16 protein-coding genes are annotated in these 17,964 nt (G+C 60.1%); 6 read left to right on the forward strand and 10 right to left on the reverse strand.

Going from position 1 to position 17,964, the window contains the following annotated elements; translation table 11 throughout:
- Positions 1 to 61: 61 nt before the first annotated feature.
- Positions 62 to 1,042 (reverse strand): hypothetical protein, encoded by a 981-nt coding sequence (locus JZX88_RS04805; RefSeq protein ID WP_065115869.1) that lies wholly within the window; start codon positions 1,040 to 1,042, stop codon positions 62 to 64.
- A 110-nt stretch (positions 1,043 to 1,152) separates the two neighbouring features.
- Between JZX88_RS04805 and JZX88_RS04810 the strand changes: the two genes are divergently transcribed.
- The 3 genes from JZX88_RS04810 to JZX88_RS04820 all read left to right on the forward strand — a co-directional run bounded on the left by JZX88_RS04810 (position 1,153) and on the right by JZX88_RS04820 (position 3,612).
- Positions 1,153 to 1,734: a nitroreductase gene (locus tag JZX88_RS04810; protein ID WP_174031644.1), complete on the forward strand. Its 582-nt coding sequence runs from the start codon at positions 1,153 to 1,155 to the stop codon at positions 1,732 to 1,734.
- Positions 1,734 to 2,345 (forward strand): flavin reductase family protein, encoded by a 612-nt coding sequence (locus JZX88_RS04815; RefSeq protein ID WP_110757037.1) that lies wholly within the window; start codon positions 1,734 to 1,736, stop codon positions 2,343 to 2,345. The genes JZX88_RS04810 and JZX88_RS04815 overlap by 1 nt, the downstream gene beginning before the upstream one ends.
- Positions 2,346 to 2,457: 112 nt before the next feature.
- Positions 2,458 to 3,612, forward strand: a complete 1,155-nt coding sequence (locus JZX88_RS04820; protein ID WP_142859274.1) for a DUF2336 domain-containing protein — start codon at positions 2,458 to 2,460, stop codon at positions 3,610 to 3,612.
- Positions 3,613 to 3,697: 85 nt separating this feature from the next.
- Here JZX88_RS04820 and JZX88_RS04825 read toward each other — a convergent pair whose 3' ends face one another.
- A complete protein-coding gene (locus JZX88_RS04825; protein WP_065115865.1) occupies positions 3,698 to 4,117 on the reverse strand; it encodes a hypothetical protein in 420 nt (139 codons plus the stop codon).
- Positions 4,118 to 4,223: 106 nt separating this feature from the next.
- On the opposite strand from JZX88_RS04825, the gene JZX88_RS04830 reads away from it, so the two are divergent.
- Positions 4,224 to 4,679, forward strand: a complete 456-nt coding sequence (locus JZX88_RS04830; protein WP_206912749.1) for a GNAT family N-acetyltransferase — start codon at positions 4,224 to 4,226, stop codon at positions 4,677 to 4,679.
- A 253-nt stretch (positions 4,680 to 4,932) separates the two neighbouring features.
- On the opposite strand, the gene JZX88_RS04835 is transcribed toward JZX88_RS04830, so the two are convergent.
- Positions 4,933 to 6,171 (reverse strand): AI-2E family transporter, encoded by a 1,239-nt coding sequence (locus JZX88_RS04835; protein ID WP_174029558.1) that lies wholly within the window; start codon positions 6,169 to 6,171, stop codon positions 4,933 to 4,935.
- A gap of 233 nt (positions 6,172 to 6,404) precedes the next feature.
- Here JZX88_RS04835 and JZX88_RS04840 point away from each other — a divergent pair, with 233 nt between their 5' ends.
- Positions 6,405 to 8,138, forward strand: coding sequence for an ABC transporter ATP-binding protein (locus JZX88_RS04840; RefSeq protein WP_065115862.1), 1,734 nt, complete (start codon positions 6,405 to 6,407; stop codon positions 8,136 to 8,138).
- Between the two features lie 30 nt (positions 8,139 to 8,168).
- Here JZX88_RS04840 and JZX88_RS04845 read toward each other — a convergent pair whose 3' ends face one another.
- Both JZX88_RS04845 and JZX88_RS26080 read right to left on the reverse strand, forming a co-directional pair.
- The gene (locus JZX88_RS04845; protein WP_065115861.1) at positions 8,169 to 8,396 is read right to left on the reverse strand and encodes a hypothetical protein; all 228 of its coding nucleotides are present in this window, start codon (positions 8,394 to 8,396) and stop codon (positions 8,169 to 8,171) included.
- Positions 8,397 to 8,593: 197 nt separating this feature from the next.
- A complete protein-coding gene (locus tag JZX88_RS26080; RefSeq protein ID WP_206912750.1) occupies positions 8,594 to 8,959 on the reverse strand; it encodes a VOC family protein in 366 nt (121 codons plus the stop codon).
- Positions 8,960 to 9,296: 337 nt separating this feature from the next.
- Between JZX88_RS26080 and JZX88_RS04855 the strand changes: the two genes are divergently transcribed.
- A complete protein-coding gene (locus tag JZX88_RS04855; protein ID WP_206912752.1) occupies positions 9,297 to 10,622 on the forward strand; it encodes an Nramp family divalent metal transporter in 1,326 nt (441 codons plus the stop codon).
- A gap of 6 nt (positions 10,623 to 10,628) precedes the next feature.
- Here the strand turns inward: JZX88_RS04855 and JZX88_RS04860 are convergent, their stop codons facing one another.
- The 5 genes from JZX88_RS04860 to JZX88_RS04880 all read right to left on the reverse strand — a co-directional run bounded on the left by JZX88_RS04860 (position 10,629) and on the right by JZX88_RS04880 (position 17,893).
- Entirely contained in the window at positions 10,629 to 10,961 is a 333-nt protein-coding gene (locus tag JZX88_RS04860; RefSeq protein ID WP_059760469.1) for a DNA-binding transcriptional regulator, read from the reverse strand.
- A 46-nt stretch (positions 10,962 to 11,007) separates the two neighbouring features.
- Positions 11,008 to 11,637 carry a DUF4145 domain-containing protein gene (locus JZX88_RS04865; protein WP_206912754.1) on the reverse strand — a complete coding sequence of 210 codons (630 nt, stop codon included), beginning with the start codon at positions 11,635 to 11,637 and terminating at the stop codon, positions 11,008 to 11,010.
- Between the two features lie 106 nt (positions 11,638 to 11,743).
- Positions 11,744 to 15,562: a vitamin B12-dependent ribonucleotide reductase gene (locus tag JZX88_RS04870; protein ID WP_206912756.1), complete on the reverse strand. Its 3,819-nt coding sequence runs from the start codon at positions 15,560 to 15,562 to the stop codon at positions 11,744 to 11,746.
- A gap of 678 nt (positions 15,563 to 16,240) precedes the next feature.
- Positions 16,241 to 16,738 (reverse strand): xanthine phosphoribosyltransferase, encoded by a 498-nt coding sequence (gpt, locus tag JZX88_RS04875; protein ID WP_065116229.1) that lies wholly within the window; start codon positions 16,736 to 16,738, stop codon positions 16,241 to 16,243.
- Positions 16,739 to 17,047: 309 nt separating this feature from the next.
- Positions 17,048 to 17,893 (reverse strand): universal stress protein, encoded by an 846-nt coding sequence (locus tag JZX88_RS04880; protein ID WP_065115855.1) that lies wholly within the window; start codon positions 17,891 to 17,893, stop codon positions 17,048 to 17,050.
- Positions 17,894 to 17,964: the final 71 nt, after the last annotated feature.

Raw genomic sequence — 17,964 nt, forward strand, 5'->3', positions numbered from 1 at the left:
AGACGCGTCGTGGCTGGATGCCGGATCAAGTCCGGCATGACGGATGAGATGTAGGTGACGCCTACTCGAAATCCCCGGTCATGTCTTCCGGCGCCTGATCCTTCATCAGCACTTCCACATCGGAATCCTGGCCTGACGTAACCTTGAAATTGCGCTGGAAGACCTTGTCCTTGTTGCGGGCGATGGCGGTATATTCGCCTTCCGCCAGAACCATGGTCGAAAACGCGCTGACGCTTTCATTCACCACGTCGCCGCCGCCGTTCAGCACGGACCAGGCCGTATCGGCAATCGCCTCACCACCTTCTTCCGATACCAGTTTCAGGGTGATCTGCGCCGCCCGGTGCTGCAGGGTCGCTTCGGTGAGTTTGCCGGCTTCAACCTGGATATCGGCGCGCACCACCGCGTTGACGTTGCCGTATTCGGAAACCACGTGATAGGTGCCGGCATTGAGGCGGACGATGGTGTTGGGTTTGATATCGGCCATGACGAGGCCGCGTTCCCCATCCGGGCGAGCGTCGGAGGAATAAACGGAAAATTTCAGCTGGTTGCCGGAAATCTGCCTGTCGGAACCCGCGACCGCATTCAGCACGAAACCGCCCGCATCGAGAATCAGCACCTGTTTCTGGACGTTGCCGGAGGCCGGGATATTGAGTTTCTTGGTGACGCCGGCGCGACCGAAGGCGACATTGACGAAATATTCGCCCGGCACCAGATGAAATTCCGCCGAACCGCCCTCCGAACTTGCCAGCATCGGCAGCTTGCCGTCCGTACCGGGGATGGGGCTGAAGACGCGCCAGGACAGGCCTTCCTTCACCGCTTCGCCTTCGCTGGTCAGCTTGGCTTCCATGGCGATGTCGCGGGCGGTGCTTTCCGGGGCATTGGGTGCCGTCGGGGCGGTGAAAGCATTGAGTTTCGGCATTTTCGGCGTGCCGCCGAGCTGCTTGAAGTCTTTAAAGGCATCCTGCGAAAAAGCGGCTTGCGATAAAAGGCCAAGCGCGGCACATGCAATGGTCAGACGTGCCGCGATTTTGATTGCAGACATTTTCGATACCGATTGACTTCTTGATTTTCCCGGACCACTTCAAAACCAATGCCGTGGCTATTTCAAGGCCCATATTTTCGCGATGACAGCAGAATGGAAGATTTTTGATCATGACAAGCGATATCAAGCTCCTCGATTATCTCAAGCTTCGCCGTTCCACCCCCGCCCTGCAGCTTTGCGAGCCCGGGCCTTCGAAGGCGGAAATCGAGGATATACTGCGTCTTGCCGTGCGTGTGCCCGACCATGGCAAGCTCGCGCCCTGGCGTTTCGTGGTCTATCGCGGTGAGGAGCGGGTGCGTCTCGGCGAGACGGCGCTCAGGATCGCGCTTGAGAAGAACCCCGAGCTCGACCTGCAGCAGCAGGAAGCGGAACGGACGCGCTTTACCCGCGCACCCGTCGTCATCGCCGTCATCAGCACCGCAAAGCCGCATTTCAAGATTCCGGAATGGGAACAGGTCATGTCCGCCGGCGCCGTGTGCCTCAACGTCATCTTCGCGGCCAATGCCAATGGTTTTGCCGCAAACTGGCTGACGGAATGGCTTGCCTTCGATCCGGCCTTCCTGGCGGAAACCGGCGTCAGCCCGGAAGAAAAGGTGGCGGGCTATATTCACATCGGCTCGACGACATTCCCGCCGGTGGAGCGGCCGCGCCCGGAGCTGGCCGATGTCGTCAGCTGGGTTGGGGACATCTGATGTTCTATACCACCGATACCAACCGGCACGGCCTGCCGCATGATCCTTTCAAGGCCATCGTCGCGCCGCGGCCGATCGGCTGGATCGGCTCGAAGGGCAGGGACGGTTCCATGAACCTCTCGCCCTATTCCTTCTTCAACGCGATTTCGGATCGGCCGAAGCTCGTCATGTTTTCTTCCAGCGGCAGGAAGGACAGCCTTCGCAATGTCGAGGAGACCGGCGTCTTCACCGCCAATCTCGTCAGCCGCCACCTGATCGACCGCATGAATGCCTCTTCCGCACCGGTTGCCTATGATGTCGATGAGTTCCGGCTCGCCGGCCTCACCGCCGTCGATGGCCGGGTGGTGGATGCGCCCTTCGTGGGCGAGGCATTGGCGGTTCTGGAATGCCGTGTCACCCAGATACAGCAGCTTGAGGACGTCGATGGAAAGCCTTCGGAGTCCTGGATGGTGATCGGTCAGGTCATGGCGATCCATATCGATGAGACGATCATACGCGATGGTCGCATCGACATGGGGCTTGCTCGCCCCGTGGCGCGCATGGGCTATATGGATTATTGCGACGGCGGCAGCGATGTATTCCAGCTGCAACGCCCCTCTACTGCGCCGTAAATATAGTCCTTCTTCTGCGGCGGTTAATTTTTATGGTGAACCAAACGTAAACCATTTGCGCCTAGAGTTTTATACATGGTGGCGGCGATGATGCCGTCATCCATTGTTGCGAATGTGTTTCGAGGCTCAGGTGATCGTACAGGCATTTCTTCGCTGGTCTGAAAAGGCTGGATCGACCGAGCGGGCAAAGGCCGCCAATGCTCTCGGCCGTGCCTATCTGCATTCCGACATGGCGCGGGAGAACCGCGATGCCGCCTATATGGCGATGACCTATCTGCTTGACGACCCTTCGCCACGTGTGCGGCTGGCGCTTGCCGAGGCGCTGGCGGATGCCCATGACGCACCGCGCGCCATTCTTGTTTCACTTGCCGAAGACCAGCCGGAAATCGCCTGCACGGTGATTGCCCGTTCGCCGGTTCTGGGTGAGGCCGATCTGGTCGATCTTGCCGGGCGCGGCGAAAGCCTGACGCGCTCCCTCATTGCCGCAAGGCCCGGCCTGCCGCGCGGTGTCTGCGCCGCACTTGCCGAAGTCGGCGATCTGCCGGAAACCATCATCCTGCTCGAAAATGACGATGCCTTCATCACGCCGTTTTCACTGCGGCGTATTGCCGAGCGCCATGGCTGCGATGCCGATATACGCGACCTCCTGCTTTGCCGCGACGAACTGCCCGCCGATGCGCGCCACCTGTTGATGGGCCGCATCAGCGAAGCTCTGGCGGGTTCGGCGCTGGTTCACGCGATGATCGCGCAAAACCGCGCCGACAATCTTTTCCGCGAGGCGGAGGATTCCGCCACCATCCTTATCGCCGCCGGCGTTTCCGCGCCGGAACTGCCGGCGCTGGTGGAGCATCTGCGCCAGCGGCTGGAACTGACGCCGGCGCTGCTCATCCATGCCGTCTGTTCGGGCCGGCTGGAATTCTTCACGGCGGCCATGGTCAATCTCTCCGGTCTCGATGACCGCAAGGTGCGCGCCATTCTGGCGACCGGGCGGCCGCACGCGCTGAAGGCCCTGTTCCAGTCGATCGGTCTTTCGGGTGATGTCGTCGATGTCTTCATCGAGGCGACGCTGATGTGGCGGCGCGCGGCCCGTTCGCAGCTTTCCGATGTGGCGGCCTCCGTCTCGGCGGAATTGCTGGCGCATTTCCGCGACGTCAACGGTTCCGAAACATTGTTCGAGCTGCTGCATGCCGTGCGCAAGCTCGCCATTGCCGAAGAACGGCAGAAGGCGCGGTATTATGCGGAAGCGCTGACGGTCGAGGCGGCGTAAGGTCCGGGTTTCCGCAGGTGCATCCTCTCACAGGAAACCTCCGCATTGCAGCGGCAAAGAAAGCTGGCGTGACATTTCCCAGCAATCACTTGTCGAACCGCTTGGCGATCCAGGAATAGCTGTTTTCAACCATCCTCACCGGTGTCCCGAGGAGGTGCTTTATGCCTTCGGTGGAAGGCAGGATACGGCTGACGCGGCTGATTGCCTGTTTGGTGAGGCTTTCCTCTTCCTTCGGCGTAACCGCCGCCGTTGCCTGCGGTGTAGTCGCCGGTGCCGTGGCGGGAGGTTGCGCGCCGGCCGTCTGCGGGGCCTGCTCACCCGGTGTCTGGCACACGGCCACCACGACGGGGTAGGGCGCGTTGGCGTAACGTTCCAGTTCCTTTTCCGACACGGCGTCGCACAGTTCGATGCTCGTCCAGCGCTGCTGCGAGGTGGCGAGGTAATGGCAATCGGTGGCGCTGTCGTCGCAGCCAAGGAAGGTCATGAGAACGAGGGCTGTTTTCATGGGGTGTGTTGCCTCTGTCGGGAATAATGCTCTAGAAACTCATCTATCGCGATTGCAGTGACATTACGACGAAATACGCATTTTTTGAGAGAAAGCAGGCATCGCATTGGCCATCGAAATCAAGCTTGAAACACCCCGGCAGGAAGCGGTTCTGCGCCTCATCGACCTTTCCAACGCCTATATGGCGTCGCTTTACCCGGCCGAGAGCAATCATCTGGTCGATATCGGCGCGCTCGAGCAGGACAATGTCTCGTTTTTCGTGGCGCGGCATGATGGCCGTGTGGTTGGCTGCGGCGCGCTGGTGGAGGCGGGCGATGGCACGGCGGAGGTCAAGCGCATGTTCGTTGATCCCGATGCGCGGGGTTTGCGGATCGGCAAACTGATCATGGATACGCTTGTCGCGCGCGGTGCCGAGCTTGGCCTTTCCGCCATCCGGCTCGAAACCGGCATCAGCCAGCCGGAAGCGATCGGCCTTTACCGCAAGGCGGGATTTGTGGAGATCGAGGCCTTCGCACCCTACAGGCCGGATCCGCTCAGCCTGTTCATGGAGAAGGCGCTTTAAGCCTGCGGCGTGCGTTTGCCGAGACCTTGCCGCATCCTGCACGTCGTCCTCTGCCTTGCCACGGCTGCCCGGTGCAGGTTCCGGGGGATAACATTCCCTCGGCGTCATTCTCGGCCCCTTGCCGAGAATCTGATCACACATCTTGGGATCAATCGATGGCAGATGCTCGGGACAGGCCCGAGCATGACGGATGCGCGGTTTGAGGACTATGTGTCGGCGCCGGAGCAGAGGCGTCCGCCGCCGGCCTCACCAATCAAAACGCCGCTTTCCGCAACGCCGTCGTTTCCCCGCTATTGTCTTCAAGCGCGGCAACCTCATCAACGGTGCTTTCCTGCGTGGATGGCGGCGGTGGAGCCTCGGTGCTGGCAGCGGCGGAGATTTCCACTTCGCGTACCCATTCGCGCCAGATCGCGACCAGCAGCGCCATCAGCACCGGGCCGATGAAGAGGCCGAGGAAACCCATGGTCTTGACGCCGCCGACGAGGCCGAAAAAGGTGGGCAGGAAGGGCAGCTTGATCGGTCCGCCGACGAGTTTCGGGCGGATGGTCTTGTCGACGATGAAAAGTTCGACCGACCCCCAGAGGAACAGCGCCAGACCGTAGGCCGGGGAGCCGCTGGCGACCAGATAGATCGACACCAGCGTAAACGAGAGCGGCGCGCCGCCCGGAATGAGCGCCATGACGCCGGTGAGCACGCCGAGCGTGACGGGCGAGGGCACACCGGCGATCCAGTAGGCGATGCCGAGGATGATGCCTTCGCCGATGGCGATCAGCGTCATGCCTGTCACGGTGGAGCTGATGGTGGCGGGCACGACGCGGGAAATGCGCTCCCAGCGTGTCGGCAGGATACGCTCGCCCACGAGATCGACCTGACGGGTGAAGCCGGCGCCGTTGCGATAGACGAAGAACAGCGCGATCAGCATGAACAGCAGGGTCAGCACCAGATGGAAGGCACCGTTGCCGGCGGCCAGGATCGCCCGGTAGATATTGCCGATATTGGCGCCGCTGACGAGCTGGATCACTTCGCCGATGGCGCCCGGCGTGCCGATATATTTCACCCATTGCTCACCGAGCCAGGGGCCGACGCCGGGCAGCGCGGCAATCCAGTCGGGCACCGGTGCGCCTGTCTTGTTGACATGCACCGCCCAGCCGAACCATTCGCGGATTTCGCTAGCCGTATAGGAAGCGGCGATGAAGATCGGCACGACGAGGAAGGCGAGGATGAGGATGATGGCGATGGTGGCGCCGAGCGTGGTGTTGCCACCCACCTGCCGCAAAAGCCGGGTATAGACCGGCCAGCTGGCAAAACCGATGACGAGAGCGGCGAGAACCGGAACCAGAAAACCGTGGAAGAAATAAATGCCCGCAAGGGCGACGAGAACGAGAAGCCAGCGCGCAGCCGAGATGGGCGGGATCAGGGCGATCCGCGTCGGGCTGGCGGGACCAAGCCATCTCGGTTCGCCACTGGGCTTACGGCTGTCATTGTTACTCACGGCAGGCTCTTTCTCGCATTCTCCCCCAAAAGGGGTGCATTCACTCTGTCACACCGATACATATAAGTGCAATATAATCCGATCACATTACCGTTGTGTGTTTATTGCGGAAGCTATTGAACGATTTTGGTAAAAATAGAACATCGGTCTTGGCGCGCGCATTGAAATATGACAATTAAACTCCCGTTTTTCCGCGGCGCGCGTTTTGCCGCGCCCCCTCTCCAGGTCATGCCATGCTGCGCCGTTTCTTCGCCTATTACCGTCCCTATCGTGGTCTCTTCATTCTCGACTTCTCCTGCGCGGTTTTGTCCGGCGTGCTTGAACTCGGTTTTCCGATGGCCGTGAAGGCCTTCGTTGACGTGCTTTTGCCGGGCGGTGAATGGGCGATCATCCTTGCCGCCTCCGTGGGGCTGCTCGTCATCTACGTGTTGAATACCGGGCTGATGGCGACGGTCACCTATTGGGGACACATGCTCGGCATCAATATCGAAACCGACATGCGGCGTCTGGCCTTCGATCACCTGCAAAAACTCTCCTTCCGTTATTTCGATAACCAGAAGACCGGCCATCTGGTCGGGCGGCTGACCAAGGATCTGGAAGAGATCGGCGAGGTGGCCCACCACGGCCCCGAGGATCTGTTCATCGCCATCATGACCTTCATCGGCGCTTTCCTCTTGATGCTGTCGGTCAATGTGCCGCTGGCGCTCATCACCGCCGCCGTCGTGCCCGTTACCGCCTGGGTGACCAGCCGTTACGGCGGCCGCATGACGCAGAATTTCCGCGCGCTTTATGGTCGTGTCGGGGATTTCAACGCCCGTATCGAGGAAAATGTCGGTGGCATGCGGGTGGTGCAGGCCTTCGCCAACGAGGACCACGAGCGCGCGCTGTTCGAGAAGGACAACCAGAAATACCGCCGCACGAAGCTGGATGCCTACAAGATCATGGCTGCCAGCACCTCGCTCAGCTACATGAGCATGCGCCTGACGCAGATGATCGTGATGATCTGCGGCGCCTGGTTCGTGCTGACGGGCGGCCTGACGGAAGGCGGTTTTGTCGGTTTCCTGCTGCTGGTCGGCGTGTTTTTCCGGCCCGTGGAAAAGATCAATTCGGTCATCGAGACCTATCCGAAGGGCATTGCCGGTTTCCGCCGCTTCACCGAACTTCTGGACACGGCGCCTGATATCGTCGATGCGCCTGACGCAATCGAGGCACCGGCGCTTTCCGGCAGCATCGAATATCGCCATGTCGGTTTCGGCTATGCCGAGGGCAAACAGGTCCTCGCCAATATCGACCTGAAGATCAGCGCCGGCGAAACGGTCGCCTTTGTTGGTCCCTCGGGTGCGGGCAAGACGACGCTCTGCTCGCTTTTGCCGCGCTTTTACGATGTCACCAGCGGTGCGATCACCATTGACGGTATCGATATTCGCAAGATGAAGCTTGCGTCGCTGCGCAACCAGATCGGCATCGTGCAGCAGGACGTCTTCCTGTTTGGCGGCACGATCCGCGAGAATATCGAATATGGCCGGCTTGGCGCCTCTGACGGGGAGATCATGGATGCCGCGCGGCGCGCGCGCCTCGACAGCGTCATCGAGGCCATGCCGCTCGGGCTCGATACTGTCATCGGCGAACGCGGTGTGAAATTGTCGGGTGGGCAGAAGCAGCGTCTTGCCATCGCCCGCATGTTCCTCAAGAACCCGCCGATCCTCATTCTGGACGAGGCGACCTCGGCGCTCGATACGGAAACGGAGCGGGCCATCCAGCAATCGCTGACGGAGCTTGCCAAAGGCCGCACCACGCTCGTCATCGCTCACCGGCTGGCGACGATCCGCGATGCCTCGCGCATCGTGGTGGTGGACCAGACAGGCATTGCCGAAACCGGCGCCCATGCCGAACTTCTGGCCGCCAAGGGTCATTACAGCCGCCTGCACGAGGCGCAGTTCAGCGGGCATCTTGCGGGCCTCAGCTGATGAGCGGCGCGTCCTGCGCCCGCCCGCCGCTTATCCGCCGTTTTCCGTTGCCTGTTCCTCCACGATGCCGGGATTGGGCTCCGGCTTGCCGGGATGGCTGGTGACGAGATAACCCATGGCAACCGCGGCGGCGACCACGAACAGCAGGACAATACCGCTGATCGTCATCAGCCAGTCGCGTGGCCGCCGATGCGCCATGATATATTCCGGCCATCGGCTAGGATGGTTCACCAGGCTGAATTTACTGCCGTGTCGCATGAACTTCCCCGGAATTGAGTTGTTTCCCTGAAGATCAACGCAGGCATGGCGCGGCTGTTCCGCCCTGGTGGGGGCAGGGGTGATGACAAGGCCGTGAGGACGCGACCTGCGTGGCCGAACCTGTCGCCGCCACGGGTGCGGCGCGCAGACCGGAATGATGTTCCGGCCATTCTTCGGCCCGCCACGCAACCGGTCGATCAGACGGACTGGATCGCGATGCGGTTTCCCTCGCTGTCGGAAATCTCGGCGACGAAGAGCGTGTCATCGACCGGCGTTTTGGGAAACAGGATCTCGCTGCCCTGCCGCACGGCTCTCTCAAGGACATCGTCAATGTCCTTGACGCCAAGATAGATGATCGCCCCGTCTTTGGTGGGAACATAGGTCTCACCCTGGGCGAGTGCGCCGCTTGCGCCGTCCCTGCCTTCCACGAAGGGGAAATAGGCCATTTTATTGTCGTGGATCGTGACGATTTCCGCAAAGCTCACACCGAAAACGGCGCCGTAAAAACGCATCGCCCTTTCAATATCAAGTACCGGAATTTCGACATGGGCGATCAGGTTCACGCGGCTGCTCCTTCTGAAATATGCCTGATGTGTATCGTGCCTCTGTGTACACGGCACGCCATCGCAACTGTCAATGGGCGGGTGCAGTCGCCAGACGGAAGCCTGCTGCGGGACGGTGCGCGCTCCGGCCATCCTGTGTGTGCTTGATCCGGCTGCTTTCGACATGGCTTTCCTGTCTGGCGCGGGAAATGGTGTCCTCTGCCGCAAGGCCCGCCGGCAAAACGCCCGGCAATGGCCTGTGATGGCGCGTGGGCCAAAAGCCCGCTTGCCAGCCTGTTCTGTTTATGCGAATGATTTGCAATTGCATTAAATTGCCTCCCATTTGAAAGTTCAGAGAATGGACAAGCCTGTCTTTGGATGGCGGCGGAATGGCGACGATCTGTCGCTGTCCGACGTGCACGGTTCGATCAGGGTCAAGCCGAATGCCGGCACGTTTCGCCGGGCGATGGCGTTTTTCGGCCCCGGCTATCTCGTTGCGGTCGGTTACATGGATCCGGGAAACTGGGCGACATCGCTCGCCGGCGGCTCAAGGTTCGGCTATACGCTGCTCACCGTCGCGCTGGTCTCGAACATCATGGCGATCGTGCTGCAATCGCTCTGCGCCCGTCTGGCGATTGCCTCCGGCCGCGATCTCGCCCAGGCCTGTCGTGACGCCTATCCAAAACCCGTAGCCATGGTGCTGTGGCTGCTGGCGGAAATCGCCATCATCGCCACCGATATCGCCGAGGTCATCGGCACGGCCATCGGCCTCAACCTCATTTTCGGCATTCCGCTCGAACTCGGCGTTCTCATAACCGCGCTCGATGTATTCCTGATCCTTTATCTGCAAAAGCTCGGTTTCCGCTGGGTGGAGGCGCTGGTCATCACGCTGCTTGGCGTCATCGCCGTGTGTTTCGCCATTCAGGTGGCGCTGGCCGATCCCGACTGGGGGCAGGTGATCCTCGGTTTTGCGCCGACGACGGAGATCGTCACCAATCCGGACATGCTCTATCTGGCGCTCGGCATTCTCGGCGCCACCGTCATGCCGCATAATCTCTATCTGCATTCGGGCATCGTGCAGACCCGCGAAATCGGCGAGACGATTGCCGAAAAACGCGAGGCGCTGAAATTCGCCACGCTCGATTCCACCATCGCGCTGATGTTCGCGCTCCTCATCAACGCCTCGATCCTTATCCTCGCGGCGGCGACCTTCAACAAGACGGGGCAGACCAATGTCGCCGAACTCGGCGAAGCCCATAATCTGCTCGCGCCGCTGCTTGGCCTTGCCATTGCGCCGACGCTCTTCGGCGTGGCGCTGTTGTGCTGCGGCATCAATTCCACCGTCACGGCAACGCTTGCCGGCCAGATCGTGATGGAGGGTTTCCTCAAGATGCGGCTCGCCCCCTGGCTGCGCCGCCTCATCACCCGCGCCATCGCCATCGTCCCCGCCGCCGGCGTGACCATCTTCTACGGCGATAGCGGCACGGCGGAACTGCTGATCCTGACGCAGGTGGTGCTGAGCCTGCAACTCTCCTTCGCCGTCTTCCCGCTCGTGATGTTCACCGCCGATAAGGCCAAGATGGGCGAGCTGCGCTCGCCGCTCTGGCTCTCGGCCTTTGCGTGGTTGATCGCGGTGGTGATTGCGGGATTGAATGTGAAGTTGCTGGTGGATTTTATGGGGTGAGATGGGTCAGGCCGCGCCTTTACGAAGCGCGGCCGCCGTTCCCTCCGGATCGACGGCGATGACCTTTAGATAAGCGCGGGCCGGTTGATCCGGCTCGCTTCGACCCTGTTCCCAATCGCGCAGGGTGCCGAGCGGAATATGATAACGGACGGAAAACTCCTCCTGCGTCAGCTTTAGCGCCCGGCGGATGATTTTGATGCGTGGCATTCTGGGGGCCGAGGCGAGCTGCTTGGCGGAAAGCGGCGGATTGTCTGGATCGGTCAGCGCATTGGTTTCCGCCTCTTCATCAGTCATCGCGCGAAGACGGACCCAGTCGGTTTGATCGATTTTACCAGCCATTGTCGCCATATTATTCGCACTCTCGGCGTGTTGTATGTCTTGGTAGTTATTTCGATGGTGGCTTTCCTGCTGCTGCTAGCTTTGCATCTAGCGCAGCCTTTTTCTGAGCTGCAATTGCTGGGCGTTCGTAAAAATGTTCGAACAATTCTTTTAATATTTCAAGGCACCATTCGGCCTCTTCCGCCTCGACATCGATTACTTGCAGCGTCGTTTTTTCATCTATCGGATGAGCAGAAAAGTTTCCAAAATTGCGGATAGCATCTATCGTTTCATGCAAGCCTATTGGCAACGCTTTTTTGGGATCTGTCTCGTTAATTAAGGCATCTACCTGTTTCGCCAGATCTTTTGCTTTGTATCCAAATGTATTTAGAATGTTCTGTAAGCAACGGCGCGCTAGCGCCGCTGAAGCCTTGGGGCTAATCGGTAGAACGTTACATGCTTCTGTGTAGTCTATTGATATTTCAGAAGGAACAAAATTAGAAATTGGTCCTCTTGACGTGGAAATCGGTTCTACAATTCGCTGCTCGCCGTCATCATTTTCAATTACGATAGTTAGTCGTTCGCATGCTGGACATGCAGCGGTATGGTATGTCCAACCTGTTGGTTGGTTACGCCTGTAGAAAGTTCCAGGAAGCCAATTGTCATGAAAATTTACTAAGCAGTGCGAACAACGCATTTTGGTTCCTTAACAAAAATCCCCGCAGCGAACCAATCGCTGCGGGGATATGTTCATATCAACTTTAGGAATTTAAAAGTGGCGTTACCACTTATCCCTGTATTTATCAGCTGCACCCACTCGTCGCACCGCAAGTATCGCACTTCTCGCAGGTGCCGTTCCGCACCATCGTGAAGTTCTGGCATTCCGAGCACATGTTGCCCGTATACCCTTGTGCAATCGAGCGCATGCGGCGTTCGTTTTCCACCTTCTTGGCTTCCGTCTTGGCCGATGCAGCGTCAGCGGCGGCCTTGTCGGAGAAGAGGGCGGTTGCCGTCTGCTGGGATTCCTGAGCGACGTCGTCGATGACTTCCTCGGCGATTTCTTCGGCCAGTTCCTTGGCGCGCTCTTCATAGTCCCGCTTGAAGGAGACGATTTCGGAGGTTGCGATGGAGACCGTCGGTTCCAGCTTGCGGGCGGCGGAGCCGGCGAAGGAGGTGACGTTGGCGGAACCACGGGCAGGGGTGGCCGTTGCCGAGCCCTTCGGCTCGGAAGACGACCGTTCGCCGCCATTGCTGGAAACCAGCGTCGGCTTGTAACCGCGGGTCCAGCCGGTGGAAACGAGGTTGGTCTTGCCTTCCTGGATGCCCTTGCCGAGTGCGGTATTGGAGAAATCCGACGTATCGACATGGGCCAGATCGTGGCGGCCGAGATAGGAGACGGCGAGTTCGCGGAACACGTAGTCGAGGATCGACGTGGCGTTCTTGATCGCGTCGTTGCCCTGCACCATGCCGGCCGGTTCGAACTTGGTGAAGGTGAAGGCCTCCACATATTCTTCCAGCGGCACGCCATATTGCAGGCCGAGCGAGATGGCGATGGCGAAGTTGTTCATCATCGCACGGAAGGCGGCACCTTCCTTGTGCATGTCGATGAAGATTTCGCCGATGCGTCCGTCACCGAATTCGCCGGTGCGCAGATAGACCTTGTGACCGCCAACGGTTGCCTTCTGGGTGTAACCCTGACGGCGGTTCGGCAGCTTTTCACGCTCGCGCGAGACACGCTCGATGACGCGTTCGACGATCTTTTCGGTGATCGTCACGGCCTGCTGGGCGAGCGGCTGCTGGATCAGCTCTTCGATCAGGTCCTCTTCGTCCTCATCTTCCACCAGTGAGGCGTTGAGCGGCTGGGAAAGCTTGGAACCATCGCGGTAAAGGGCGTTTGCCTTCAGCGCCAGCTTCCAGGAGAGCATGTAGGCCGCGCCGCAATCTTCCACCGTCGCATCGTTCGGCATGTTGATCGTCTTGGAGATCGCACCCGAGATGAAGGGCTGTGCCGCCGCCATCATGCGGATATGCGATTCGACCGAGAGATAACGCTTGCCGATCTTGCCGCAGGGATTGGCGCAATCGAAGACCGGCAGATGCTCGGCCTTCAGGAACGGTGCGCCTTCCAGCGTCATCGCGCCGCAGACGTGAACGTTTGCCGCTTCGATGTCCTTCTTGCCGAAGCCGAGGTGCTCGAGCAGGTTGAAGCTCATATCGGAGAGTTGCTCGTCGGAAACCTTCAGCGTTTCCTTGAGGAAGTCGGCGCCGAGCGTCCACTGGTTGAAGACGAACTTGATGTCGAAGGCGCTCTTCAGCGCGCCGTTGACGGCCTCGATCTTCTCATCGGTAAAGCCCTTGGCCTTCAGCGTGGAAGGGTTGACGCCGGGCGCCTGGTTGAGATTGCCATGGCCGACGGCATAGGCTTCGATTTCGGCGATCTGGCTTTCGGAATACCCAAGCGAACGCAGCGCATCCGGAACGGCGCGGTTGATGATCTTGAAGTAGCCGCCGCCGGCGAGCTTCTTGAACTTCACCAGCGCGAAGTCGGGTTCGATGCCGGTCGTGTCGCAATCCATCACGAGGCCGATCGTGCCGGTCGGCGCGATAACCGTCGTCTGGGCGTTGCGGTAGCCATGCTGTTCGCCGAGCGTCAGCGCCTTGTCCCAGGCGGCAACGGCATGGGCGATCAGGTCCTGATCCGGGCAATCGCCATGGATGAGCGCGACCGGGTTGACCGACAGGCCTTCATAACCTTCCGACTGGCCATGGGCGGCGCGGCGGTGGTTACGGATGACGCGCAGCATGTTGTCGCGGTTCGGCGCAAAGCCGGGGAAGGGGCCAAGCTCGCCGGCCATTTCGGCCGAGGTGGCGTAGGACACGCCGGTCATGATGGCGGTGAGCGCACCGGCAATGGCGCGGCCTTCGGCGCTGTCATAGGGAATGCCCGAGGACATCAGGAGACCGCCGATATTGGCGTAACCGAGGCCGAGCGTGCGGTATTCGTAGGAAAGTTCGGCAATCTGGCGCGACGGGAACTGCGCCATCATGACGGACACTTCGAGCACGACGGTCCACAGGCGGACAGCATGTTCGTAGTCGGCGATATCGATGCGCTTCGTCGCCTGATCCTTGAACTGCAGAAGGTTCAGCGAGGCGAGGTTGCAGGCCGTGTCGTCGAGGAACATATATTCCGAGCACGGGTTGGAGGCGCGGATGGGGCCGGCGGCCGGCGAGGTGTGCCAGTCGTTCATGGTGGTGTTGAAGTGCAGGCCGGGGTCTGCCGATGCCCAGGCGGCGTGGGAAATTTTTTCCCAGAGGTCGCGGGCCTTCAGCGTCTTCATGACCTTGCCGTCCTTGCGGGCGGTGAGGTTCCAGTCGCCGTCATTTTCGACAGCGCGCAGGAAGTCGTCCTTCAGCGAGACGGAGTTGTTGGAGTTCTGGCCCGAAACCGTCAGATAGGCTTCCGAATCCCAATCCGTGTCATAGGTCTTGAACTGAATGTCCTTGTAACCCTGCTCGGCGAACTGGATGACGCGCTTGACGTAGTTTTCCGGCACCATGTCCTTCTTGGCAGCGCGAATTTCGCGCTTCAGGGCAGGGTTCTTGGCCGGGTCGAAGCAATCGCCATTGTCAGCCTCGCAGTTGACGCAGGCCTTCATGATCGCCTTCAGGTGCTTGGCGACGATCTTGGAGCCGGTCACGAGAGCGGCAACCTTCTGCTCCTCGTTCACCTTCCAGTCGATATAGGCTTCGATATCGGGGTGGTCGGCATCGACAACGACCATCTTCGCCGCACGGCGGGTGGTGCCGCCGGACTTGATGGCGCCCGCTGCGCGGTCGCCGATCTTGAGGAAGCTCATCAGGCCGGAGGAGCGGCCGCCGCCGGAAAGCTTTTCGCCTTCGCCGCGCAGATAGGAGAAGTTGGAGCCGGTGCCGGAACCGTATTTGAACAGGCGCGCTTCACGCACCCACAGGTCCATGATGCCGCCTTCATTGACGAGGTCGTCCTCAACGGACTGGATGAAGCAGGCATGCGGCTGCGGATGTTCGTAAGCGGACTTGGACTTGGTCAGCTTGCCGGTGAAGGGGTCGACATAGAAATGGCCCTGGCCGGGGCCATCGATGCCATAGGCCCAGTGCAGGCCGGTGTTGAACCATTGCGGGGAATTCGGCGCAACGCGCTGGGTGGCGAGCATGTAGGCAAGCTCGTCGCGGAAGGCCAGAGCATCTTCTTCGGACGAGAAATATTTGCCCTTCCAGCCCCAATAGGCCCAGGTGCCAGCCAGACGGTCGAAAACCTGACGCGCATCGGTTTCGGAGCCGAAACGCTCGGCTTCCGGCACATCCTTCAGGGCCTTTTCGTCGGGAACGGAGCGCCACAGGAAGGAAGGAACATCGTTTTCCTCGACCTTCTTCAGGAACTTCGGCACGCCGGCCTTGCGGAAATATTTCTGCGCCAGAACGTCGGTGGCAACCTGGCTGAACTGCGCGGGAACGTCGATGTCCGCCAGACGGAACACGATCGATCCGTCCGGGTTCTTGATTTCACTGACGGCCTTGCGGAAGTCGATCTCCGCATAAGGCGATTGGCCGGGCTTCGTGAAGCGGCGTTCAATGCGCATGGTTTCCTGTCCTCGTCCATTGGGCGCCCGGTGAAGGGCGCAAAAATCCGGTCCAGCCGTGCGATGCCTTCGCGCAGCCGGTTGTTGCCGATCTGAAAGGGATGTTCATCCTTGGATGTGATCCCTGTATATCGTGGCTTATTCGGCTGCAAGCATAGTGTGGAATACTAAATATAGTATCAACAGCTTCCTGCCGCCAGTCCCCGCGTCATGTTTTTGGCGGTTTCCGAAAGGCGTGCGGAATCCAGCGGCGAACCGTCCCCTCATGGCCGGGACGCCGCTTTGGACTTGCGCGCTCAAGATGGAGAAGAACCGGCCTCGTTACTTTCCGGTCCGTTGCCGCCGCAACATAAGTGTCACTTTCCTCCCACGGCACAGATTCGTCAAGCCATAGATTGAAACCCATTTTTAACCACAAGATATTGTGTGAAGCGCCTGTGGAAAACGGGGAAAGCAAAAGCGTTCAAAAAAATCAGTAACTTGGCAGCGAAATTTGAAGCTTGCGCGAGGCTGGTTTCCGCAGCGGAATGCCAAAACCGCGCGTTTCCGGGGTGCGGCATAAAGGCGACACTACGGTTTTTCCGTGTTTTTCCGCTGTCGCCAGAATGGCGTTTTCAAACAAAAAGCCGCCCCGGAGGGACGGCTTTTGCAGCTCTTGTTTTTAAGGACGAGGGGCGATCAGCCGCGCGATCCCTTGGCGATCGGCTCCTGATAGGTGAAGCCCATATCCCAGGGGAAATAGATCCAGGTGTCCTGGCTGACTTCGGTGACGAAGGTGTCGATGGTCGGCACGCCCTTCGGCTTGGCGTAGACACAGGCGAAATGGGCTCTCGGCAACATTTCGCGCACTTCCAGCGCCGTCTTGCCGGTATCGGTCAGGTCGTCGAGGACGAGCACGCCTTCGCCGCCATCTGCCGCCAGCTCCGGGGCGACGCCCTTCAGCAGAACCGTGTCGCCCTGATTGACGTAGTCATGGCGGGTGGCGATGCAGACGGTGTCGATCAGGCGGATGTTCAGCTCGCGGGAAATGATCGCCGCCGGCACGAGGCCGCCGCGGGTGATACAGACGATTGCCCGGAACTCTTTGTCGAGACCGGCAAGACGCCAGGCAAGAGCGCGGGCATCGCGGTGGAACTGGTCCCAGGAGACGGGAAAGGCTTTATCGGGAAGGGACATGTCGTCTACCATCTGGTCAAAATTGTCGATGGCTTTGGCTAATAGCCGCAAGTCCGGCAAAAAGGCAAGCTTTCCGCGCAGGACTGTTATTATGGTGGGGCCGAGAGATTGCCGCCTGTTTCTTCTCCCTGCCGGGGAGAAGGTGGCCCGAAGGGCCGGATGAGGGGGCAACGTCGCCGAATATCTCTACCCTTGCCCCTCATCCCGCTGCCGCGGACTTCTCCCCGGCGGGGGAGAAGAGACAAGCGGCAGACGCTCGTTTCAAGCGAGATGGCGGGGCTTGCGGCGCTGTTTACGCCGCATCCACATTCAACGCGACAAAAGCGTCATCGCCGTCATGGAATCGAGCAGCGTGCGGGTGACGCCGCCGAACAGCAGCTCCCACCAGCGGGAATGGCCGTAAGCGCCCATGACCAGAAGATCGATGCTGTTATCGGACAGCCGGTTTTCGATTGCCGCCTGCGGCGAGACGCCGGCGATCTTTTCCTGTGAGGTCACGGTGACGTTGACGCCGTGGCGGGCGAGCGTGGCGGCCAGTTCCGTGCCGGCAAGGCCCGAAGACTGCGTTTCGCTTTCGGCTTGATCGACGGAGAAGATCTCGACGCTGTCGGCCGCCTTGAGAAAGGGCAGGGCATCAAAGGTGGCGCGGGTCGCCTCGCGCGAGCCGTTCCAGGCGATCAGGACGCGCTTGATCGGTTTGGCCACCGTCAGCACATGCGGTACGAGGAGAACGGGGCGGCCGCTTTCATAAAGGAAACCGTCAATATCCGAACGGCTGTCGGACAGTGCGGAGGAACTGCTCTGGCGGGCGACGATCAAATCGGCGCAGCGGGCGCTGTCGATCGCGGATGCGGAGGCGTAACCGACCGATGTGACGAAGCTGCGCCATTCATGCGAGACGCCGTTGGCGGACAGCGTGCGTTCAAAAAGCGTTCCGACATCGGTGGTTTCCTTGTGCGCCACGTCCTGCAGCGCCTGCACGGTGGCGGGATCGGGAATTTCCATCGGCGCGACAAGCGGAACGGCGGCCAGCGTTTCCATATGCAGGCCGATCACATGCGAGGAAAACTGATCGGCAAGGCTTACCACGAATTCGCCGAGCTTCTGCGTGTTCGCAACATTGTCGACCACTGCCAGTATCGTTTTGTAACCCATTTCTCTCTCCTCGGTGACATGTCGTTTCTAGGGGGAGAGTGGCCGTCTTTGCCGATGGCCACCTTGATTTT

This window comes from Agrobacterium sp. OT33 (assembly GCF_017313365.1).
GTDB lineage: Bacteria > Pseudomonadota > Alphaproteobacteria > Rhizobiales > Rhizobiaceae > Agrobacterium > Agrobacterium rhizogenes_A.